This is a genomic window from Streptomyces sp. Xyl84 (genome assembly GCF_059731885.1).
In genome coordinates this window covers 14155-34976 of record NZ_AP029184.1, presented here as the reverse complement: position 1 = coordinate 34976, position 20822 = coordinate 14155, and the positions used below count along the sequence as shown (strand labels likewise).

The 20822-nt window shown below is 68.9% G+C and carries 20 protein-coding genes and 1 pseudogene; 10 read left to right on the top strand and 11 right to left on the bottom strand.

Annotation, left to right across the window (positions count from 1 at the left end; all coding sequences use genetic code 11):
* Positions 1 to 2 precede the first annotated feature (2 nt).
* Positions 3 to 542 (bottom strand): DUF6233 domain-containing protein, encoded by a 540-nt coding sequence (locus AC6I72_RS38115; protein ID WP_498006869.1) that lies wholly within the window; start codon positions 540 to 542, stop codon positions 3 to 5.
* 182 nt (positions 543 to 724) lie between these two features.
* Here AC6I72_RS38115 and ku point away from each other — a divergent pair, with 182 nt between their 5' ends.
* From ku to AC6I72_RS38085, 6 genes are all read left to right on the top strand, one after another.
* Positions 725 to 1627: a non-homologous end joining protein Ku gene (gene ku / locus AC6I72_RS38110; RefSeq protein WP_498006530.1), complete on the top strand. Its 903-nt coding sequence runs from the start codon at positions 725 to 727 to the stop codon at positions 1625 to 1627.
* A 614-nt stretch (positions 1628 to 2241) separates the two neighbouring features.
* Positions 2242 to 2442, top strand: coding sequence for a hypothetical protein (locus AC6I72_RS38105; RefSeq protein WP_498006528.1), 201 nt, complete (start codon positions 2242 to 2244; stop codon positions 2440 to 2442).
* A 3-nt stretch (positions 2443 to 2445) separates the two neighbouring features.
* Positions 2446 to 3078: a sigma-70 family RNA polymerase sigma factor gene (locus AC6I72_RS38100; protein ID WP_498006527.1), complete on the top strand. Its 633-nt coding sequence runs from the start codon at positions 2446 to 2448 to the stop codon at positions 3076 to 3078.
* A 2-nt stretch (positions 3079 to 3080) separates the two neighbouring features.
* Complete coding sequence (locus AC6I72_RS38095; RefSeq protein ID WP_498006525.1) at positions 3081 to 3704, top strand: hypothetical protein; 624 nt, start codon at positions 3081 to 3083, stop codon at positions 3702 to 3704.
* A gap of 800 nt (positions 3705 to 4504) precedes the next feature.
* Entirely contained in the window at positions 4505 to 8989 is a 4485-nt protein-coding gene (locus AC6I72_RS38090; protein WP_498006523.1) for an RICIN domain-containing protein, read from the top strand.
* A gap of 15 nt (positions 8990 to 9004) precedes the next feature.
* Positions 9005 to 9508 (top strand): hypothetical protein, encoded by a 504-nt coding sequence (locus AC6I72_RS38085; protein WP_498006521.1) that lies wholly within the window; start codon positions 9005 to 9007, stop codon positions 9506 to 9508.
* Positions 9509 to 9743: 235 nt separating this feature from the next.
* Here the strand turns inward: AC6I72_RS38085 and AC6I72_RS38080 are convergent, their stop codons facing one another.
* The 4 genes from AC6I72_RS38080 to AC6I72_RS38065 all read right to left on the bottom strand — a co-directional run bounded on the left by AC6I72_RS38080 (position 9744) and on the right by AC6I72_RS38065 (position 12586).
* The gene (locus AC6I72_RS38080; protein ID WP_498006520.1) at positions 9744 to 10445 is read right to left on the bottom strand and encodes an HNH endonuclease family protein; all 702 of its coding nucleotides are present in this window, start codon (positions 10443 to 10445) and stop codon (positions 9744 to 9746) included.
* A 317-nt stretch (positions 10446 to 10762) separates the two neighbouring features.
* Positions 10763 to 10960: a DUF6207 family protein gene (locus AC6I72_RS38075; protein WP_498006518.1), complete on the bottom strand. Its 198-nt coding sequence runs from the start codon at positions 10958 to 10960 to the stop codon at positions 10763 to 10765.
* Between the two features lie 187 nt (positions 10961 to 11147).
* Complete coding sequence (locus tag AC6I72_RS38070; RefSeq protein ID WP_498006516.1) at positions 11148 to 11618, bottom strand: hypothetical protein; 471 nt, start codon at positions 11616 to 11618, stop codon at positions 11148 to 11150.
* A 197-nt stretch (positions 11619 to 11815) separates the two neighbouring features.
* Positions 11816 to 12586, bottom strand: a complete 771-nt coding sequence (locus AC6I72_RS38065; RefSeq protein WP_498006515.1) for a transposase — start codon at positions 12584 to 12586, stop codon at positions 11816 to 11818.
* A gap of 58 nt (positions 12587 to 12644) precedes the next feature.
* On the opposite strand from AC6I72_RS38065, the gene AC6I72_RS38060 reads away from it, so the two are divergent.
* On the top strand, positions 12645 to 12917 hold the full coding sequence (locus AC6I72_RS38060) for a YrhB domain-containing protein (protein WP_498006513.1): 273 nt from the start codon (positions 12645 to 12647) through the stop codon (positions 12915 to 12917).
* Positions 12918 to 15028: 2111 nt separating this feature from the next.
* On the opposite strand, the gene AC6I72_RS38055 is transcribed toward AC6I72_RS38060, so the two are convergent.
* Positions 15029 to 15466, bottom strand: a complete 438-nt coding sequence (locus AC6I72_RS38055; protein WP_498006511.1) for a GNAT family N-acetyltransferase — start codon at positions 15464 to 15466, stop codon at positions 15029 to 15031.
* Positions 15467 to 15548: 82 nt separating this feature from the next.
* On the opposite strand from AC6I72_RS38055, the gene AC6I72_RS38050 reads away from it, so the two are divergent.
* Positions 15549 to 16031, top strand: a complete 483-nt coding sequence (locus AC6I72_RS38050; protein WP_498006510.1) for a transposase — start codon at positions 15549 to 15551, stop codon at positions 16029 to 16031.
* A gap of 29 nt (positions 16032 to 16060) precedes the next feature.
* Here AC6I72_RS38050 and AC6I72_RS38045 read toward each other — a convergent pair.
* A pseudogene (locus AC6I72_RS38045) lies at positions 16061 to 16317 on the bottom strand (helix-turn-helix domain-containing protein); the annotation flags it as partial.
* Between the two features lie 552 nt (positions 16318 to 16869).
* Here AC6I72_RS38045 and AC6I72_RS38040 point away from each other — a divergent pair.
* A protein-coding gene (locus AC6I72_RS38040; protein WP_498006868.1) for an IS5 family transposase occupies positions 16870 to 17696 on the top strand; the annotation gives its coding sequence in 2 pieces (ribosomal slippage) (positions 16870 to 17221 and positions 17221 to 17696; 828 coding nt in all).
* Between the two features lie 70 nt (positions 17697 to 17766).
* Here AC6I72_RS38040 and AC6I72_RS38035 read toward each other — a convergent pair.
* The 3 genes from AC6I72_RS38035 to AC6I72_RS38025 form a co-directional block, all read right to left on the bottom strand.
* The gene (locus tag AC6I72_RS38035; RefSeq protein ID WP_498006508.1) at positions 17767 to 17904 is read right to left on the bottom strand and encodes a hypothetical protein; all 138 of its coding nucleotides are present in this window, start codon (positions 17902 to 17904) and stop codon (positions 17767 to 17769) included.
* 338 nt (positions 17905 to 18242) lie between these two features.
* Complete coding sequence (locus AC6I72_RS38030; RefSeq protein WP_498006507.1) at positions 18243 to 18518, bottom strand: hypothetical protein; 276 nt, start codon at positions 18516 to 18518, stop codon at positions 18243 to 18245.
* A gap of 135 nt (positions 18519 to 18653) precedes the next feature.
* Positions 18654 to 19097: a hypothetical protein gene (locus AC6I72_RS38025; RefSeq protein ID WP_498006505.1), complete on the bottom strand. Its 444-nt coding sequence runs from the start codon at positions 19095 to 19097 to the stop codon at positions 18654 to 18656.
* 88 nt (positions 19098 to 19185) lie between these two features.
* Here AC6I72_RS38025 and AC6I72_RS38020 point away from each other — a divergent pair.
* Positions 19186 to 20264, top strand: a protein-coding gene (locus AC6I72_RS38020; protein ID WP_498006504.1) for an IS630 family transposase whose coding sequence is annotated in 2 segments (ribosomal slippage) — positions 19186 to 19687 and positions 19687 to 20264 — 1080 coding nt in all. Because the reading frame shifts where the segments join, the coding sequence is not laid out codon by codon here.
* Here AC6I72_RS38020 and AC6I72_RS38015 read toward each other — a convergent pair.
* The gene (locus AC6I72_RS38015; protein WP_498006502.1) at positions 20256 to 20804 is read right to left on the bottom strand and encodes a hypothetical protein; all 549 of its coding nucleotides are present in this window, start codon (positions 20802 to 20804) and stop codon (positions 20256 to 20258) included. The genes AC6I72_RS38020 and AC6I72_RS38015 overlap by 9 nt on opposite strands.
* Positions 20805 to 20822: the final 18 nt, after the last annotated feature.

Below are 20822 nucleotides of genomic sequence, written 5' to 3'. Positions count from 1 at the left end.
CCCTACGTGCCGGAAGGGTCCGTCTCGTCTCCGGTGTGGTCGAATCCGCGCAGCACCGGCGTGATCTCCTGCGCGGCCCCGCACAGGGTGCACAAGGTCGTCGCCGGGTTCTCCGCGACGTCCAGGGCGTGCTCCAGGTCCAGGACCGGCGCATCCTGCGGCGCCTCGGTGCAGTCGGGGGCGTGCAGGACGCGCCGGCCGGGGCCTCGCCGGATTCGGACCTTCTGCACGACCCATCCGGTGGGCCGGCGCTCTCCGAGGATCTCGCGGACGGCTGACGGTGGCGCCGGCGGTTCCAGACGGTCGGTGGGGACCTGGTCGTAGTCGACGCCGTCGACCGGCCGCACATGCTCCGGGGCCCGGACCCACACCCGGTACTCCGCGGCCTGCACCGTTCCGTCCTCGCTGCCCTCGTAGGACGGCAGGCCCACCTGGAACACCCAGCCGGTCTGGGTCTGCCGCCGCCTCCACAGCCGCGCCGTGATCTCCTGCTCGGGATGTCCCAGGACCGGGTCGGCAGGCAGCACGACTCGCACCGGCACGGGGCCGGGCGCACCAGGGTCAGGGGGCGTTGTCACGTTCTCACCGTACGCAGCCGTTCCCGGGCCGTGTGTGCCGCCCATGTCAGCAGCCGCCCTTTGCGAGGGGGAGGTGTCTGGGTGCCGTGGGGCGGGTGGGCTCGTAGCCTGGAGGTGCTCGGGGCTGATGAGAGAGGGCTGTCTGTATGCCTCGGACGATCTGGTCCGGTGCCATCTCGTTCGGCCTGGTCACGGTCCCTATCCATGTCCAGTCGGCGACCGAGGACCACTCGGTCCATTTCCATCAGTACCACCTGGCCGACGGCGGCCGGGTCCGGTACCGGAAGGTGTGCGAGCTGGAGGACCGGGAGGTCCAGCAGTCGGAGATCGGCAAGGGCTACGAGGTCAGCCGGGATCAGGTGATCCCGATCAGTGACGCCGAGCTGGACCATCTGCCGCTGCCGACCGCCCGTGCGGTGGAGATCGATGCGTTCGTGCCGCTGGATTCGATCGATCCGATCCGGCTGGGGGACGGCTACTACCTGGCACCGGACGGGCAGGTGGCCGCGAAGCCGTACAAGCTGTTGCTGCAGGCGTTGGGCCGCTCGTCGCGGGTGGCGGTCGCGAAGTGGGCGTGGCACGGTCGGGAACGCCTGGGGATCCTGCGGGTGAAGGACGACGTGCTCGTGCTCCAGATGATGCGCTGGCCCGATGAGATACGGGATGCGGCCGAAGTGGCCCCGCCTGCCGTCGCGGTTTCGGAGCAGGAGATTGAGGGCGCCCTCGCCCTCATGGACACCATGGCCTGCGAGGATCTGGAGGGCGACGAGTTCCGCGACACCTACACCGAGGCCCTGGAGAAGATCATCGAGGCCAAGCGCGAGCATCGTGAGCCGGTCGAAGCGCCCGAGCCGGAGGCCGAGCCGAGCCAGGTGCTGGACCTGATGGCCGCGCTGAACGAATCGGTGGCCCGCGCCCGGCACAGCCGCGGCGAGGACAAGGGGGAGGCGGACGTGCACGAGATACGCCCGCCGAAGAAGACCGCGAAGAAACAGACAGCCAGGAAGGCCGGGAGGAAGCCGTCCGGCCGCCAGCCCCGCAGCGCATAGGCCGCGGGCCAGCGGGGCGGGGCACGGCCGTGGCGGAGCGCTGTTCCTGGCCGCTATCCGCCGGGCGGGGGATCGTGCGGACGGAGTACGTCGGAGCAGGTCCTGTCGGGCGGGTGGGTTGGCGGGCGGACCGGGGTGCGCGGTGCTGCGCCGGGGGCGAAGCTGCCTGCGCGCCTCCCTGCGGGCGGCGGTCGACTGCCGGCTGGGCGTGTGGCTCCTGGCGACGGTCCGGCGAAGTGTGCAGGCTGGCTGGCGGGATACGGAGTTGAAGCGTCCGGCGTTCACAGGCGAAACGATGCACGTATGTGACGTCCATCACACGTTCGATCGCCAGATAGGCAGTTCATAGCGTTTCCCGCACCCCCTTGCGGCGGCGCCCGAAGAGTGAACCCGCTGATCACGCACTGTGCCTGAACGGTAACTTACCGGCAGGTAAATATCTGTTCGTACACGCGTGATCACCTTGGGTCAAAAAATGAACGAGGCGGCACTGTGCGTTTGGGGCACCTGATCCGAAATGCTGCCGCCCAGAGCACACCGTAGTGCTCTCCAGCGCGACTCCCCCTGAGGCAGGGCGGGTTGACGCTGCGTTGGCAGGAAGGACAAAAGGGCCCGTGTCCCACCACACTCTGTTCGCGCTGACGGCGGTGATCACCGCGATCCGCGTCTTCCTCCCCGACCTGCGTACGGGGATGCGCCGCCTGCTGCGCGCCAGCGCCCGGGTCGGCGTAGCCGAACTCCTGCACACCCAGCAGAGCCACCTGGCCGCCGGCGAGCCGTCCACCACGGTCGCCGCCCGGGACACGGAGGCCTGACCGATGAACGACGACAGCGACGCCCACACCCTTCCCACCACCTTCGAGGAACTCAACGCCTTGCACGGCATCCACTACGAGATGCCCACCGCCCTGGACGCCTTCTACCGCATGTACGCCCGGCCGCAGGTGCGCTACGCCGCCACCATCCTGGGCAGCAAGGAAGCCGCCAAGGCGGTGGTGCGCCACCTCTACAGCCACCTGGCCCTGAACTGGGAGACCATCCTCCTCGAGGAAGGCGGTCCCGAGGCGTACGCGTGGCGGGAGCTGAAGCTGCGGGTGGAGACCCATGCCCGCATGACGACCACCCCGACCGCCGACGGCCGTTCCACGACCACGTCAGCGAATGACCGAACCACCGCCGTCTACGAGGCGGTCCGTGCCACGCTGTCAGTCATGCGGACCCAGATGGCGGACCTGGAATCGCCGATCGGCCTCTACACGGCCATAGCCGCCCTCCCGGAGCGCCAGTTCGACGTGATCATCCTGCTGTTCGTTCTGGGCTACCCGGTGAAGAAGGTCTCCAAGATCATGGGGATTCACGAAGGGACGGTGCGCACGCACCGGCGTGTGGCCCGCCAGAGCATCGCCGCCAAACTCGGTATCGACCTGAGTGACGACGAGGAGAAGGAGTAGACGTGCCACGCCACATCGACAGGATCCTCGGCCAGGCGGCCATCCCCGACACCGTCACCGACGACGAACTCGACGACCTCAAGCAGGAGATCGTCCGCGACGTCACCGCCGCCCTCATGTTCGGCGCCCAACCCGCGCCGCAAGGCCACCACCCCACCCGCATGGAGAGCGCCGACACGTCCCTGAAGGCGCTCTCGTGCCATCTCCTGCGCAGCAGCCAGGCCGCCGAGCACCTGGCCGGCATCGCGGACGACCCAGTCGACATCGACGGCGCCCTCCACTTCGGCTGTCTGCTCAGCCTGGCCATGAAGCCGGAGGGAGCACTGTGGTGGTGGCAGTACGCCGCAGGCGCGGGCAATGCCACCGCCGCCTACTGCCTCCACCTGTTCCACCTGCGCCGCGGCGAACTCCGCGACGCCGACCACTGGATGCGCCAGGCCCTCGACCTGGACTTCGACATCGTCCACGCCCACCACCGCACCCGGCCGAACAGGCCGCGGGCCCCCCAGGTGGCCACTCTGCGCCAAGCCGTGGAGCGCCTCAAAGTCGAAGAGGTCTGCGGCGAGTTCCACCATCCCGACCAGCGGCTGGCCGACCAGATCGAGGAACTCGCGGCCCCCTGCTGACCCTCCACTGCTATGGCGGCCTGCCGACTGGGGTGCAGCCAGGACGCGGCCGCGGCTGCTTCTCCGCGCTGTGGTGGCTGATTGTGTAGTCGCCGGCGTGGGCAGGCCAGCTGGGCTGGGGGTGCCAGCGGCGAAACGGTGATCGGAGTGTGGAGCCCGTGTCCGAGGCCCGGTGAGGGCGTCTTGCCCTGTGAGCTGGTCACATCGTGGGGCACAGGTCGAGGTCCGGTCCCCGGTGGGAGCGCGGACTCTCTCCCACCGGACGGGGCAAGTACGCGGTGGTCCCGGCTGAGTCTGTGTCGGTCGGGAGTACAACTCAGCCAACTTCTGCCGAGCCGCTCTGGCGCCAGTCTGAACGCTCGGGCATACAGGAAGCGCACAGATTCCTCGTGTTGTGTGCGAGTTGGGATGATCTGCTGGCAGGCTGGGCGGTGGCTCAGTTCAAGCCACGGATTCCCTCCACAGAAACCGAATCCTTGGCCGACGCCAACGGTGTGTACCTAGGGTGTCGCCGCGCGGGTTAGATCTTGACCGTTCTGGTCTGCGTGCGTCATTGGGCGGCCGGGGGAACAGTGTCGCTCGTGGGGAGGGTTGCTTCGTCATGCGGTTCTACCGGCCGCTTCGATAGACGGGCTCATGGAGGGGGCTGCCTTCTGAGTTCCGCCAGTGGGACCTGCCTTGCGTGGCTGTGACCATGTTCCTGGGTCGCTCCCTTCTGGTGGAACGAAGAAAGGGATGCTCCTTTGCGACCCCGTCTCAGATCGCGGCTCGGCACGATCGGTTCACGAAGATCACGGGCTATGACCTCGTCGGTCACCTCCCTCGTGGTGTTGTCCGTCCTGGGTGGTTTGGCGGTCCAGTCCGGGCCTGCCCATGACCTGTCAGCGAAGCCCGCAGCTAATTCCTACGATTGGTACACCGACACGGCCGCTGAGCAGCTGCGGCAGGACCAGTGCCTCATGTCCGACGTCCTGCGTCTGGGCGGCTCCTCTATGGCCGCAGTCGCGCAGAACGGCCTCAACCAGACTCCCGACCAGCTGCATGCCCTGGCCAACCGGCAGCACTGGGAGGACTCACCGCTTGCCACCGCCTTTCAGCAGGACCAGGACGCGGCAGGTAGGGAACTGGACGACCTGTTCGCGTTGAGGGACAGCTGGGCGGAGCCGCTGAAGGGCTTGCCGATCCCGGGCGGGTTCCCCGACGGGGACTTCTACCAGCCGCCGGGCGTGCCAGGTGACGACAGGAAGAACTTCTACGAGCAGACGGGCCTGGTCGACTGGGTCGCCGATCGGTTCTGGAAGCACGAGAGCGACTTTTACCAAGATCCCACTCCGAAGACCGACGACCGAACGCTGAAGGCAGTCGACGAGCAAGGCGCGCCGCTCTACGGTAAAGAGCCCGACCCGGTCGGGACGACACCGGAAGAGTGGGGGCGCATACTCGCCGAGCACGACGCATTCACGTGGATGCACGGTGTCCCTGGCGCGAACGCCGGCGCCGACGACGCCCGCATCTTCCTCTCCTCGGGCGGCTTCCCCCGCACAGTCCCGCAACCAGGCACGGCGGAGTACCGCATCGCCGTCGAGGACGTGAAAAACCGTTTCGCGGCTTGCGCATGGCGGGACCCCCTCGACCCGGATACGGCACTGGCCGATGCCACTGCTACCGCTGCCACCGAGTGGCAGCGGGAGATCACCTCGCAGGCCACACAGCGCAACCAGATTCTGGACGCCAACAGAGACGCGACCCGGGCCCTCGCCACCGGAGCGAAGGTTCTCGGCCAGATGCTGGGCAACTCCTGGGTTGCCGACCACCTCACGCGCTGGCAGGACTGGTGGACTGCCGGCGGTGGAGGCTGGATCGGCGACAGCCCGCTGATCGTGCATCTGCATGCTGACAAGGGCAAGTGCCTGGAAGTTGCTGGCGGCAGCGACAAGGACGGCGCGCTGGTCCAGATCTACGACTGCCACGACAGCGCCGGGCAGCAGTGGGAAATCAGAGGAGACACGCTGGTCAACGTCCACTCGGGCAAGTGCCTGGACGTTCGGGGCGGCAACTCCGCGGACGGCACGATCATCCGGATCTGGACCTGCAACCAGAGCCCGGGCCAGCGGTGGGAATACGCCACGCGCGGCACGACGAGGCTGTTCAACCCGGGGACCGGCAAGTGCGTCGATCTGCACACTCCTGACAACAGCCAGGACGCCCTGCTGCAGACCTGCAACGACACGGACACGCAGAAGTTCGACATTGTCACCACCGGCCACCACGGCACCGACAACCCGGATTACCCGACCAAGGACCAGTTCGACAAAGCGCGCACCGGGCTCCTCGTATCCCAGAACGCTGCAGCCAGGGCGCTGGTAAGCCTCACTGGCTACCGGGACGCCGCGAAGCGGGCCGCTGCTGCTTCGGACAGTGCGGAGCAGGCCGCCTATGCGATCGCGGACACCAATGGTGCGCCGCGGGGCCGGGGTCTGCTGGTGGGGCAGCAGAAGGCGCAGGTCACCAAGGGTGCGGTGGCAGCGCTGGATGCGATGGTGAAGGCGGGGGAGACGGCATTGGCCGCCACCCGTGCCTCCGCCGGTGACAGTGCCACGATCGCTCAGCGTGCGCTGGCGCAGGCAGCGCAGTCGAAGGCGGAGTTCCGCAAGGAGGCCGCGGAAGCGGCCGAGTTGCAGGCGAAGGCCGCCGCGGACGCTGCGAAGATCCACCGGGACAACGCGAAGAAGGACAAGGAGACCGCGGAGGCCAAGCTCTCGGTCGCGGTGAAGGCCGAGGCGGACGCGAAGGCGGCCGCCGCCGACGCACACGCCAAGCGGCTCGCCGCGGAGGCCGAGGAGAAGACGGCGAAGGCGGAGAAGGAGACCGCCGCCGCGAAACAGGCCGAGGCCGCCCAGCACAAGAAGAACGCCGAAACCCAGGCATCAGCAGCCAAGGACGCTCAGGACAAGGCCGAGGCCGCGGAGAAGACCGCCCAGAGCAGACGCGACGCAGCGGTCAAGGCCCGCGACGACGCCACAGCCAAACGCGACGACGCCTGGGAGGCCGAACAGAAAGCCGACGCGGCCCGCGCCAAGGCCGACGCGAAAGCCGCCTACGCCGACTCCCTCGACGCCGGCGACGCGGCGACCGCAGCCCGCGCCGCTGCCGACGAGGCCGACCAGCACGCCACCGCAGCCGAAACGGCCGCCGCCAAGGCACGCTCCGAAGCCGACGCGGCGACCAAGGCGGCAGCCGACGCCGACGCTGCAGCGACACGCGCGGAGGCGGCCGCCAAACGAGCCCGCTCCGACGCCGATGCCGCACAGGCGGCCAAGCTGAAGACCGACGCCGCCGTCACGACCGCGACCAGCGCCGCCGCCGACGCCATCCAGGCCTCCAAGGACGCCGCCGGAGAAGCAAAGACAGCGGTCGAACTGGCCGACGAGGCCGAAGCACACGCCAAGGACGCCAAGTCCCAGGCAGACCAGGCCAACACCGAAGCTGGCAAGGCCCTCGCTGCCTCTGCCAAGGCCGCGGGTTTCGCCCACGTCACCGCCCAGGCCGCCGTCGACGCCGGCCACGCCGCCGAACAGGTCGCCGACCCGGCCAACGACGCCATACAGCTCGGCTCCCCCTACATCACCACCGACTCCGCCGCCGGCCTCGTCGTCCTCACGGCCCAGAGCTCCAAGACGATCGCCGAACAACAAAAAGCCGTCGCCGACGCCCACGCCAAGAACGCCCAGGAAGAAGCAGCCGCCGCCAAAGCCCTCGCCGAACAGGCCCAGGGCGACGCCAAGGAGGCCTACCAGCACGCCGCGAACGCCGCCGGCTACGCCGCCGACGCCCGCACCTACGCCAAGGACGCCCTGACCTACGCCGCCCAGGCGGCCACCGCCGCCGCCAAGGCAGCCGCCTCCCAGGCCCGCACCGTCGAATACGACCGCCAGGCGACCGCGGACGCCGCAGCAGCCGACCAGGCCGCCGGCCGCGCCGAAGGCTACGCCAAGGACGCCCGCGACTCCGCCGACCAGGCAGCCCTCGACGCCTCAGCCGCCCGCGCAGCCGCCGCCGAGGCCGAACAGGCCGCCCAGGACGCCCGCGCCGCAGCCGACCGCGCCGACACCGCTGCCACAGAAGCCGAACAAGCGGCCAAGGACGCCGCACAGGCAGCCCAGGACGCGCAGGCAGCAGCCGAGCGAGCCGAGAAGCAGGACAAGGCGCAGCAGATCGAGACGGGAACCGTCCCGGACGAGAACGGGACTGCCATCGGCGGTGTGTTCTACGTCGTCGACAAGACGGAGACGACCGGTGATCCGGAGGTGATCAAGAAGGAGAACTGCAACCCGATCATCCACACCGGCGACTGCAAGATCACCGCCCGGATCCATTTCACAGCAGTCCTCGACCTGTACATGTGCACCGCTCAGGACCTGGATCTGTCGAAGTTCACCTGCCCCGCCGGCTCGACGCTGTACCTCGGCGCCTACCCGACCAAAGAACTCACCAGCGAGGTCACCGACACCATCTCCATGGCGGAGTTCAACCAGGGCATCGACCCGGTGGACATCCTCTTCGGGAGCTGGATCAAGTGCATCCAGAAGATCGTCCCGGGCGGCCAGGACGGCAGCTGGGGCGGATGCGCCTGGGCAGCCGTAGACGTCGCTTCGCTCTTCGCGGGCAAGATCATCAGGCCCATCGCGGACGCGGTAAAGTCCCTCGATGCCGCCGTGAAGACCGGAATTGGGGTCGACGACGCATGGAAAGCCTTGCGCGCCGCTGGCCTTACTGAGGTTGCCATTGAAGGCGTCGGCGCCAGGATCTTGGATGGCCTGGTCAAATCTTGCAGGGCCGCAGCTTTTCACATGCGAGTCGTTAACAGTAATCCCTGTGAAGGGATGATCGTCTACGGAAGCACCGAGCTCGGCCGCACAGCATATAGGGCGAGAACGGCAGCTGGATTCACGTCCGGCCGGAACGTGGCGGTTGCAAGGGTTCCTGGCTGGAATGACCCTAAGACTGGCGACCTGGTGGTCGGCTTCAGCAAGGGAAGCGGCTATCACTCGGAAAATCACATTCTCGACCAGCTGGCTGCAAAAGGGTTCAAGCCGTCCCAAATCACCGAACTGTACAGCGAGCGAAAGCCGTGCGGGGTGTGCACGCCATTGCTGGAGGACAATCTCTCCCCGGGGACTCCGATATCCTGGTCTGTCCCCGACGGGCCCGGCTCCGCGGATCTCCTCTACAGGATGATCCACGCATTCGGAGGAAGGGCAGCCCTTCGGTCCACTGAGGAGTAACAAGCAGGTTCGGGTGTGGTGGGCTCTATCATTGTGTCCACCACACCCGACCAGGAAAAGGGAAACGTCGTGTCAGAGTACGGTTTTGTTGGTGCGACAGACGAAGTTCTCGCCATCAGGAAAAAGCTAGCGGACAAGGTGATTCAGGCACTTCTGCGCGCTGGGCTGCCCGCCTTCTGTGAAGGAGAACCTGGTACTGAGGATGGTTCAGGTGCGGTGGTTTACGTCGACCGCGATGCTGAGACAGCCTCAGCGCCCGTCTCCGTAGGATGGAGATGCGCCCCCGGCGCCCTTCAAGCCGCGGTAGACAGCCTGACTGCTGGCGTCTCCGACTCGCCGGTTGTCCGTTATCCCGGGGAAATCGCTCGCCACATGCAGGCTGCGCTGATCAAGATTCTCCTGTCAGAGGGGATTGTCGCAACAATAGAAAACGATGCGGATAACCCGGACCATATCCTGGTGTTCGGTGCGATGTCTGATCTGCCTCCCGCGCTAAGGCCGACATTTCATGCACGGTGAAATCGGAACTGACTCACAAGAGTGCGCCGTAGAGAAGCCACTTGAAAAGGGCCTGTAGGCGTCGTCCGAACGCCTTGAAGGCCAGGCCACCTCTGCTGGTGCCGCCCCAGTCAGACAGTGCCTGACGAGCTGGGCGGCGTCCAGCGTATGTGGCGTGTGAACAGCGCATATCGTGCTGCAGGCCCCCGGCATGGGTGTGCCGGGGCACCCGCAGGGTGGCAGGTGTCCGGGGTTTCTACCGGGCGAGGGTGACGGTGATCGGGGTGTCGGGGCACTGTTCGAGGACCTCGGCCAGCGCGGTCTGCTCGGGGGTGTCGATGGTCAGATTCCAGCGGGTTTTGTCGGCGATCCAGTCGGTGGCGTAGGTGCAGTGGTAGCCGGCGGCCGGGGGGAGCCAGGTGGAGGGGTCCTGGTCGGCTTTGGACCGGTTGGAGGCGGCGGAGACGGCGATGAGGTCGCGGGGGTCTCCGAGGTCGTTGGCGTAGGCCTCGCGCTCCGCTGGGGTCCAGGTGCTGGCGCCGGAGTCCCAGGCTTCGGCGAGGGGGACGAGGTGGTCGATGTCCAGGCCGCTGGGCCCTTCGATGTAGCGGTCGTCGTAGGGGGAGTACCAGACGCCTCCGGTGAGGCGGCAGTTCGGGCCCTGCTCGGGGGCGGTGACGGCTTCGGCTTTGAGGACTTCGGCGCGGGTGTTGCAGCCGTCGTGGTCGGCGTCGATCCAGTGCTTGAACTTCGAGCGCTCATACCCGGTCCGGTTCTCCTCGCGCACGGGCAATTGGGCCAGGGCGTCGCGGACGGGCAGGGTCACCGTCTGTCCTGGCACCCGCACCTGGTGGTGCGGCACCGCAGTGGTGCCGGGGCTGGTGGCAGCGGTGGCGGGCGCGGCCAGGAGGAGACCGGTGAGCGAGGCGAGCAGGGCAGCGCTACGGGCAAGACGCATGAGGAACTTCCCCCTTTGAGGGTCACGGACAGGCCGTGATCTTCGTAGCGCTGCCTTGATGCGGCACGCCCGGGAACCAGCTCCCTGTCACCCTCGGGGCGGGTAAATCGCACTGGCAGGTCCCGGCCGCCCCTCACCCCCACGCAACGTCGAACCGTCACGTGGTGGAGCGGAGTTCGGCGCCGGCCGGTTGCCCGCAGCGTGTGGGGCCACGGGCGGTGGTGGCGGTCGAGGGAACGGACTCGGACGCGGGGGAGCGGTCTCCTGAAGGGGGGAGTGCCGGGTCCGGCACGTGATCGGACGCTGCGGTCCGGGGGTTATGGCTGTTGGCGCATGTCGAGGTAGCAGCGCAGTCGTACGCCGGGCTGGCCGGGGTCGCGGGTGGAGCGTTCGACGAGGGTGGTGGCCCACATCGATGCGAGCGCGGTCTGGAAGGCGAAGGCTGTCTGGTCGTCGGCTGCTGCCACGTCCACGACGACGAGGCCGGGTTCTGACACGTGTACTTCGTTGATCACGTCCACGGGTCACACGACGTGCTCGGGGCGGGCGGGAGTTCTGCGAGCGGTGGCGTTTCACCCGAACGGCCCCTGCCGTGGCGTGCCGGGTGACCGGAGTGGTGGTCGGGTGTGGCTCCTTGCGGCGCGAGGCTGTCAAGGCGAAGCCGTGCAACCTGCCGCCGCCGGGCGGTGTCAGCTGGTCCGGTCAGAGGACCGGGTAGGGCCGGGGATATCCCCTCTGCTCGTAGTCGGTGGTCATGTCGTCGATCTCTGCCAGGGACCGGGTGCGCCCGTAGGTCTCCAGCAGAATGACCACGATGCAGATCGTGAGGGCGTGGATCTGGTCCGGCAGCGCCAGGCTCTCCAGCGCGCGAGTGAGCCCGGTTTCTCCTGCGGCGACCCGGTGGATGGCGGTGCTTGTCGCGAACTCGGTCTCGGCCGGTGCCAGGGCTGCCACGGCTTTGAGCCGGGACACCGACATGGCCGGCTTTCCCAGCTTGGTGAAGAGCTGGTCGTGGTCGAGGACCAGCCAGGACCCGATCCGTTCCAGTAGGCCGGTGTCCAGGCCGGTGAGGCAGTCCGCGACCCGGGCGCGGTCCTGGGCGAGGTAGGCCCGCGTCAGGTCCGCCGCCCGCCACATCGCGTCGACCAGCAAAGGATCACTCGGGTTCGTCATGCCCCTTCTTCTAGCGGACCAGCGGGAGCAGTGGGACGGATTCCGTTGAACTGGCGTCGACGCGGACAAAAAGAGGGCGCGAGCCCCCCCCGCCCGAGCCCGGTGGGTGATAACTCGGCGGATCTCCTTAAGGGCTGTCCCGTAAATGATCTCTGGGTCGCCTCGGACGTGGTGGGTTATCGTTCAGCCCCGCCCAGCTATCCGGCGAGGGCGAGGTTGTACATCCGGGCGATGCCGAGCATGGCGTGGTGGACGCCGTCGCCTTTGAGGCGGCAGTCGCGGAGGATCTTCCAGGTCTTCATACGGGCGAAGACGTGCTCGACGCGGGCTCGGACCTGCTTGTGGGACTTGTTGTGTTCTTCTTTCCAGGCCGTGAGTGCGCTCTGGCCGCGCTCGCGACGGTGCGGGATGACAAGTCCGGTGCCCAGGTAGCCGCCGTCGGCGATCGTGAGGGTCTTGCCAACAGCGGCCTTGGCGCCGGACTCCTCCCACGCCTTGCAGTCGTTGCGGTTCCCAGCGAGCGGCCGGCCGACCACGACGACCAGGCGCGTGTCAGCGTCGATGACGACCTGGTGGTTGGTGGAGTACCGATAGTTTTTCGATCGCTCGGCGATCGTGTGGTCGCGGGTGGGCACCAGGGTGCCGTCCACGATGAGCACGGCGTCCTTGGCGAACCGCTTGCGGGGCTGGAGTGCGAGCATCGGCCCGAGGTGGTCGATGATCCGGTCTGCCGCCGACTTCGACACCCCGAACAGAGGGGCGAGCTGCCGCATGGTGAGGTTCGTGCGCCAGTACGCCGCGACCAGCAAGGCGCGGTCCTCCAGCGGAAGGCTCCACGGCCGGCCCTTGCGGACCGCGTCCGCACCCTCGCGCCGCAGCACCGTCACCAGCTTCCCGAAAGCACGCGGGCTCAGCCCGGTGAACGGGGTTATCCAGGACGGCTCCGACGCCGTGATCACACCAGCCACACCAAGATCATCCCAGGCCAGTTAGGGTGCATTCTTCGAGCCAACGGACTGGAGACGGATGATGGAGCAGGACCAGGCCCTGCAGCTCGCGGTGGCGTTCCTCGTGCAGAGCCAGCGTGAAAACGAGCCGCCTCTCGCCATCGACGCAGAGCGGGTCCGGGAGAGCAACGGGCTCCTCATCGTGCCCTACAACTCTGTGCAGTACCTCGCCTCACGTGATCCGAGAGAGCAGCTGCTGGACTGCTGGCCCATCCTCGTCGACCTGGAACGCGGAGACGTGCGATTCGGGACCCTGGAGGAGCGACACCTGTGGAAAAACCCAAGCACCTGACGAGGCCGCGGCTGCCCGCAAGCGCAGTTACGGGACAGCCCTTAGCCTGGCTGCTTCACTGTCCAGCGGATCCAAGAGACCAGGGCCCGCCGCCCACCGGGGCGGCGGGCCCGACGGCTATCGCTGGCCCCACCAGACGAGCCCGGTCACGATGGCTCCGCCCGTTGCTGACGCCAGCCCGTAGACCAGTCCGTGGCTTGCCGTGCGGCTCAGTGACCGCAGATACCGCTGTCGCCTGGCGGCGGGAGGGGCAGCGGGAGATCCGCTTCGGGACGAGGCCACTGAAGCTGGCAGCTCTTCCCTGCTCGTAAAACGTGGCGTCGACGCGCGGCGGGCGTCGCTCGTAAGCTCTGTAAAGCCCATGCTTCTTTCTCCCTGTCGATCATCGTTGCTGGGCCACCTCGCGGGCCCGTGCGAGCGCAGGGGGCCGCACCCTGCCTTCTGTCATTCGCGCGGCAGCGGGCCGCAGCCCTACACCTGCTGGCGACGGAGACGCACCTGTCCCGTCGCGATGAACAACCCGCTTCGCCCATGAAACTCGGGCGGGACCTCCTGTGTAGCGAAGCGAAGAGGGTGCCAGGGCTGGATCGGGCCTGCCCCTCGACTAGGTGCCGCTGGTCAGGGCGCCGTGCGGGTCGGGGATCGTCGTACAAGAGCGATGCGCCAGCACAGCAGCGGAACGCCCAGCGATCGAGCTGGGTTCGGCGGAGTGACCGTGCGGGAGGGGCGGCGGTCGAGGCCCGGACCGCCTACGCTGCCGAGACGACTTTCGCGACGCAGTCCGTGGCGGCAGCGTCAGTGTGGGAGGCGGCGTCGTCGGCGGCTTCGGTGCTTGGTCCAGTAGTGCCGCCCTGACGGGACGGGTTTCCCGGTGCCCGCGAGGTACTTGGGCTGCTGGCGGAGGGTCACAGGGGTCGTATCAGACGCGCACGGTGATCACGGCCGGGGCTCGCGCGTGTCCTGACCCCGCCCCCGTTGCGCCCGGTGGCCGTGCGGTGCGGTGCGGTGCCCGGAGGCCGCCCGTTGCCCGGCCCGGCCGCGTTCGCGCCCGCCGCCGTACTTCCCGTACTTCCCGTGCCTGCCGTCCTGTCGCCCCCCGGCCACGCCGCGCTCGCGCCAGGCCCGCCCGCGCCCCGCGCCCGGTCGTCGTGCCCGCGCCTCGCATCCGGCCGCGCCCGGGCCGCAGTGTCGCTGCCGCGTTGTGCCGGCCCGCGCGCCTCGTCCCGCCGGGATGGGCTTTGCGGTCGGGCCGCCCGCGCCCATCTGGCTGCTCGTCGTGCGCCCCGCGCGCTGACGTCCCGGCCCCGGCCGCCCGCCGGGGGCACCCGGCCGTCTCTGGCAAGCTGGGTCTGGCCCGTGGCCCCGGGGGTCGTCTGGTCGTGCGATGGAGTAGAAGGTGGGCCGCCCCTTTGCCGCCCGCAGTCGGTCGTGCGGCCGCGTGAGCTCCGCAGGCCCGGGCGGGCGGTGGCCTCATCCGCGGTCCCCGCGCGCGCCCGCCGCCGCGGACGGCATCGGCTGCGGCCCGGGCCGGGCGCTGTTCCTCTGCGCTCGGTGACGTCTTCGGACCCGATCAGGAGCGCTCGCCGGCAGGCGCTGGCACGCGCCGGCTGTGCGGGTCTGCCCGGAGGGCCGCGAGGAGGGGGCACCCGAGTGTGCACACCCAGGACGCGCCGCTCCCTTGGTGCTTGCTCCGTTGCTGGTCGTTGACCGGCCCCGTCGGCCGTCGCCCGGTTGCCCGCCCCCCGCCGTCCGGCCGCTGTGCCCGCGTCTGCGCTCGCCGGCCGGGCCGTGTGCCGCTGTCCCGCCCGCGCTGTGCCGGGCGGGGCGTGCGGTGTCGTGCCGGGAGGCCGTGCCGCGTACGGTCCGGCCCCTCCACCGTCCGCCCCCGCCTCCCTGGGCGCCGCCGTCCGTCCGCCGTGCCCCGGCCGCCCGCTGCTCCTGGCCCGCGCCCGCCGCTTCGACCGCGCCTTCATATCAGGCCGGCTCCTGGCCGTCGTCCTGCGGCTGCCCGTCCGTGCCCGCGGCCTGCCGGGCCGCGCCCCGGCTGCCGGCCAAACCGCTGTCCCGTCCGCGTCGCGCGTCGGTCGGCGCGCACCGCGATGCCCGGCGGCTTACGCCCGCCCTCGCTCCCCGGCCCGAAGTTCGATGCGTTCTTTCTCGCCGCAGCCGCAACCGTCGCGCGCCGCCCCAGGCGACATGGCGGGCCGGATCATGCGGTAGGGATCCTGCGAGCTGGGCTCGGGGTGAAAGCCGTGTCGTGTGTACCAAGTGCGCAGGTCGTCGTGCAGCAGTCCTGGCTCCCGCCAGGAGGGAAAGGGGGCTGCCGCCAGCCCAACGGGTGTGGCTGGCGCGTGCGCCAGCACGGCGTGCAGCAGCCGGGTGGCGTACCCAAGGCGCCGGTAGCGCGGATCGACTCCGATGTGGCTCACCCACAGCAGGTCGCCGTCCAGGGCGTCGAGGTAAGCGACCCGCTCGGTCTGCGTGTGCAACTCCCAGACCAGACGCGGCGCGTCTGCGCTGACCCGGACCAGACGTACCCGGTCAACCACCTGTTACCTCCTTCTCGATTCCATGTCCGGTCGGGGTTACCAGCGCATGCCCAGCTGGTCCAGCGCATCGCGTCGTTCGGGGGTGAGCTTGTCGCCCCCCGCCGGGTGTTGTCCCACCTCCGCCCGCCGTCCGCGGCTGGACCTGGCCACCCGTGAGGTCGTCGGCTACGCGACGGCCGGCCACCACCGCGCCGAGCTCGTCGTCGACGCCCTCGACATGGCCCACGGCCGGGGCGGACTGGAACCCGGCTGCGTGATCCACAGCGATCGCGGCAGCGAATATACGTCGACCCAGTTCCGAGAGAGGATAAGAGAGTTGGGGCTGCGGCAGAGCTGCGGACGAACCGGATCATGCTTCGACAACGCCGCCGCGGAGAGCTTCTGGGCCCTGCTCAAAGAAGAGGTCGGCACCCGCACCTGGCCCGACCGGGCCACCGCCCGAGCCGAGGTCATCTCCTTCATCGAGACCTTCTACAACCGCCGCCGCCTGCGCAAGCATCGGACTTTCGGCTACCTCACCCCGGCCGAGACCAGGCAGCGGCATCAGCACGTCCTTGCGGCATAACGATCACGTGTCCGAGATCATGGGGAAACTTCAATGATGCGGTCGGCCGCGGATTTGGACACCCCGAGAACAGCGGGGCCAGTTGGCGCAGGGTGAGGTTGGTCCGCCAGTAAGCGGCGACCAGCAGCACGCGGTCTTCCAGCGGCAGGCTCCACGGTCGGCCCCTGCGCACCAGGTCCGCACCCTCGCGCCGCAGCGCGGTGACGAGCTTGCCGAACTGCCGCGGACTCAGCCCGGTGAACGGGGCTATCCAGGAGGGCTCCGACGCCGTGATCACACCAGCCACACCAAGATCATCTCACCTGTGACCAGCAGTTACGGGACAACGCTTAGCGGTGGCTGTCTCCAAGTACGCGAAGGCGGTTCCGGGGGGCAGGGAACTGTTGAAGACGCTGTACGTCCCCGGCTTCACCTTGTCCTCCAAGTACAGACGGACGTTGACCTCTTGCCCCCCCTACCTTGCCGTAGACGTCCGCCTCCCACGCCTGGACGCTCTCGTTGTCGTCGCCCACCTTGAATTCGGCACAGCTGGTCTGGGCGAACACTTTGTCCTCGCCGGCGGTCGGGATGGGCTCCCCTGTGATGACGCCCTGAGAGTTCAACCCAGTCGTCAGGGAGCCCCGAACTGCGCCGGTGAACTTCAAGGCCTTCGACATGGGCACCCCCGAGTCTGCACGCGCCTTCTCGGCGGAGGCCGAAGACGAGCAGGAGGTAAGCACAATGACGGCCACAGCGCAGGCACAAACGGTTCGACGCAATGGGTCCCCCCGAATTCATAGATCAGCATTCAGCAGAGCTTTAGAGGTTGTCTCACGTGGGGTGAGCCGGTTGCGGCATGATGTGGGCTGTGGGGGTTGATCTATCGAGCCGGCTGGTGCCGGACGGGTGGTGGGAGCTTGTCGCTCCGTTGCTGCCGGTGTTCAAGCCCCGTCCGCAGGGCGGAGGTACGGCGCCGGTGGACGAGCGAGCGGCGTTCGCCGCGGTGGTGTACGTGCTGACCAGTGGCTGTGCCTGGCAGCACCTGCCGGGCGAGTTCGGAGTCTCGCCGGCCACCGCGCACCGCCGGTTCGCGGCCTGGACGAAGGCGGGCGTATGGAGGCGGCTGCACCGTGCGGTGCTGGACGAACTCGGCGCGAAGGGCGAGATCGACTGGACGTCGGCGATCGTGGACGCGGCGAGCGTGCGGGCGAAAAGGGGGGTCCGCTGACCGGGCCGAACCCGGTTGACCGCGGCAAGAAGGGCAGCAAACTGCACGTGCTGTCCGACGCTCAGGGCATCCCTCTCGCTGTCGGCGTCTCCGGCGCGAACGTCCATGACACCCACGCCCTGCGGCCGCTGGTGACGGGGATACCGGCGATCCGCTCCCGGCGCGGACCGCGCCGCAGAAAACCAGGCCGGCTCCGGGCGGACAAGGCCTACCACTCCGCCGCGCATCTGGCCTGGCTGCGGAAACGAGGCATCGTGCCGCGCATCGCCCGGCCGGGCATCGAGTCCGGCGAACGCCTCGGCCGCCACCGCTGGAAGATCGAGAGGTCGATCGCCTGGCTCTTCGGCTACCGCCGCCTCACTGTCCGCTACGAACGCAAGGGAGACCACTTCCTCGCCTTCCTCGGCCTTGCAGCAGCCCTGACCTGCTACAAGAAGCTCGCCAAACTCACCACGTGAGACAACCTCTTAGCACAGCGAGGGCGGCGCGGTCATCAAACGACTGGGCCGCCCTCGCTGGCCTACCCGCCTACCCGCGCATGCCGAGGGCGGTCCAGGCCGCGCGCTGCTCGTCGCTCAGGGCGGCGGCGCGCCGGTGGGTGTTGTCGACCGCAGCGCCGAGCTTCACCTCGGTCCCGTCCGGCAGCACCTCCACGTGCTTGCGCACAGATGCCCCTCCCGCTCATGGAACTGCCGCGCGCCGGCGAGGCTGACCGCGCGGGCCTGGTCCCGCTTCCAGGGCCGGTGCGGGCTCAAGCCCGAGCGTCTCCAGCAGGTCCCCTCTCTGGTGGCTGTGGCTCCGGGAGGGTGGGGCGACCGGTGGTTGTGGTCGCCCCACCCTGGGCTGGTCACTGTGTCCGGGCTGCCCGCTGCTGTTGGCACGTCGGTCAGCGCCCCGCCACCGGGCCTGCGGTGCGGCCGGATGCTCAACTACCCGGGCCCGCCGGAGCCACCCCGCCCTCTGCAGTCCGTGCGCCGGGCGAATCTGTCGTGGGGCTTCGTGTCTCAGACCGGCGGCGGCGTCGCGCCGGGCAACTCTCCGGAGAAGGCCCACCACTGCTCAATGGTCCACACGGCGACGCTGGAACGGTCGGTGGACATCCGCAACCACACCTCGCGATCGTCTGCGGGCAGATAGCCGCCGAAGAGGTTCGCGGACAGCCGGTACGCCTCGGCCAGCTGGGGATCGCCGACCGTAAGGACACTGGAGAGCAGCGGTTCATCCCGATGCGACGCCGCATCCACCAGGGCGATCAGACGCTGGTGCTCTCGGTCCGTCATGTCGGTCAGGGCAGGGCCCAGTTGTGCCTTCAGGGCGGCCCAGGTGAGGGTCTCCCGATTCCAGTCCCAGAATCAGGCGTGTGACCGCTTCCGGCAGCGGCTGCGTACGCGGGTGCGGACCTGCCGGCAGCTCCTTCAGGATCCGCTGCGAGGCCTCGGTGACAAGTCGCCGAGCAGGAGGCGTGCATCGTCCTGTGCTCGCCGCCGCCACGTCCGCTGACGGTCGAGGACCGCCACGGTGCGCCGGCGGACGGTCAGCAGCGCTTGGTGGGAGTCCTTGCCGTGGTAGTCGCCCAGCGTCTGCACCAAGTCCTCGAACGCTCCCAGAACGGCCAGCACCGCCGCGGTGACGATCTCCGGGTCGGCCCGCATGACCGGCTGGTCGTCCTCGTCGGAGGCGAAGGCCTGAGCGACCATCCACACGGTGCTGTGGGAGGCCGCGGAGGATATGCGGTACCAGGCAGGAAGATGCGTAGGCCGCTTCGCGGCGATGCTGGTGAGGTCCACCTTGAACGGAGCCTTGACCGCCCCCAGCACGGCCGAGCTCGGATGACCCCGCTTGTCCAGGCCGATGCTCATTCCGGCGCGCTTACTGACTTCAGCTCATCAGGGTGAATCTTGACGAAGTTTCTGAAGGGCCTGGAGCGGTGCCTGTATTCCGTGGTGTGTGAGATATGCGGATGGGGGCGGGCTGACCGCTGCGGGACGTCGGCGCCGGGAATCGGTGCGAATGCAGGCGGCCGAGCTGTTCGAGCAGAAGATCAAGCCGCCGGGGGTGGCACGGCGGCTGCGGGTGAGCGTGAAGTCGGCGTACCACTGGCACCAGTTATGGCGGGATGGCGGTCGTGAAGCACTTGCTTCTCGCGGCCCGAGCGGATCCCGTTGCCGGCTGTCCCCGCGCTGCCTGGAGAAACTGGCTGCGTACCTCGATGAGGGCCCGGCTGCACACGGCTGGGTGGAGGACCAGGTGTGGACCGCATCGAGGGTGGCCACGCTGATCGGCAGGAAGTTCCACGTCTCCTACAGCGTCTCCGGCGCGACGAGGCTGATGCACCGGCTCGGCTTCAGCCCGCAGGTCCCCGCACGCAGGGTCGCCGAGCGCGACGAGCAGGCCGTGACCGCGTGGAAGGAGGGGACCTGGGCGGAGGTAAAAGGGCCCGGGCGGCCTGCGGGGGCTACATCTGCTTCGAGGACGAAGCAGGGTTCACCCGGAAGCCGCCCCGGGGACGAACCTGGGGCCGGCGAGGGAGCACCCCGGTCGTGACCGTCAGCGGGCGCCGCTCGGGGCGTCTGTCGGTGGCCGGGCTGATCGCGGTACGGCCGGGCTCGCGCACCCGGCTGTGCCACCGTCTGCGCACTCACCGAACGGGCAGCAGCGCACGCCGCAGCATGGGCGAGCGGGACTTCATCGCGCTCGTCGACGGCGTCCACCAACTCGTCAAGGCACCGATCGTGCTGGTCTGGGACCGGCTGAACACCCACGTCTCCCACGCCATGCGCGAGCTCATCGCCGAGCGTGAGTGGCTGACGGTGTTCCTGCTGCCCGCCTATTCGCCCGACCTCAACCCCGTCGAGTGGGTATGGGCACATGTCAAGCGCAGCCTGGCCAACCTCGCCGTGGTCGCGCTCGACCGGCTCGAAGCCCTCGTCCGCAACCGGCTCAAGCGCCTTCAGTACCGGCCCGGCACCCTCGACGGTTTCATAGCCGGCACCGGCCTGACCCTCGACGAACCCGCGTCACCTTGACCAGCCGAAGTCAGTAACGGTCCGCTCGGCCACCTGCCAGATCTTCTCCGCTTCCGGGACCGCCTGCACGCCGACGTCCTTGGCCGCGACCTGGTGCTGCCGGGCCCCGTTGAGCCACGCGGCCGCGATGCGCACCGCACGCTGCTCCGGGCTGAGCCCGGGCTCGTAGAGGTGGCAGACGCGGATGGCGCCCTCCTGCACGACGCGGGAGAGCGAGACGAGCGACCATACGGCCACGGGCTCGCCCACCAGAGTCCGCTCGATCGCCTGGACGTGATCGAGAATGTTCCCGAGGGTGAGCTGAGTGCTCCAGCCCGCCCACGCCCACAACCGGGAACGTGCCGTGCGGTGCCGGTGATGTGAGGAACTGACCCAGCCGGCATCGGCGGACGACATCCCCTCGACCACGGTGCCCCCGGTGAGGCTCGCGACGAAGGCGTCGAGGGACTGAGCGGCATGCCGCAGCGTACGCGCGCCCTCGTCCACCACTTCCTTGGGCACGCCGAGCCGACGCGGATCGGATGCTGCATCTGGATTCACCTTGGCGACCGTACACGT

What these genes read in the sequence shown, in the direction of transcription:
- AC6I72_RS38080 (WP_498006520.1), bottom strand. Translation starts at nt 10,445, where the DNA reads ATGCGTCTTGCCCGTAGCGCTGCCCTGCTCGCCTCGCTCACCGGTCTC.
- ku (WP_498006530.1), top strand. Translation starts at nt 725, where the DNA reads ATGCCTCGGACGATCTGGTCCGGTGCCATCTCGTTCGGCCTGGTCACG.
- AC6I72_RS38100 (WP_498006527.1), top strand. Translation starts at nt 2,446, where the DNA reads ATGAACGACGACAGCGACGCCCACACCCTTCCCACCACCTTCGAGGAA.
- AC6I72_RS38030 (WP_498006507.1), bottom strand. Translation starts at nt 18,518, where the DNA reads ATGACGGACCGAGAGCACCAGCGTCTGATCGCCCTGGTGGATGCGGCG.
- AC6I72_RS38090 (WP_498006523.1), top strand. Translation starts at nt 4,505, where the DNA reads ATGACCTCGTCGGTCACCTCCCTCGTGGTGTTGTCCGTCCTGGGTGGT.
- AC6I72_RS38060 (WP_498006513.1), top strand. Translation starts at nt 12,645, where the DNA reads ATGATGGAGCAGGACCAGGCCCTGCAGCTCGCGGTGGCGTTCCTCGTG.
- AC6I72_RS38070 (WP_498006516.1), bottom strand. Translation starts at nt 11,618, where the DNA reads ATGACGAACCCGAGTGATCCTTTGCTGGTCGACGCGATGTGGCGGGCG.
- AC6I72_RS38025 (WP_498006505.1), bottom strand. Translation starts at nt 19,097, where the DNA reads ATGAGCATCGGCCTGGACAAGCGGGGTCATCCGAGCTCGGCCGTGCTG.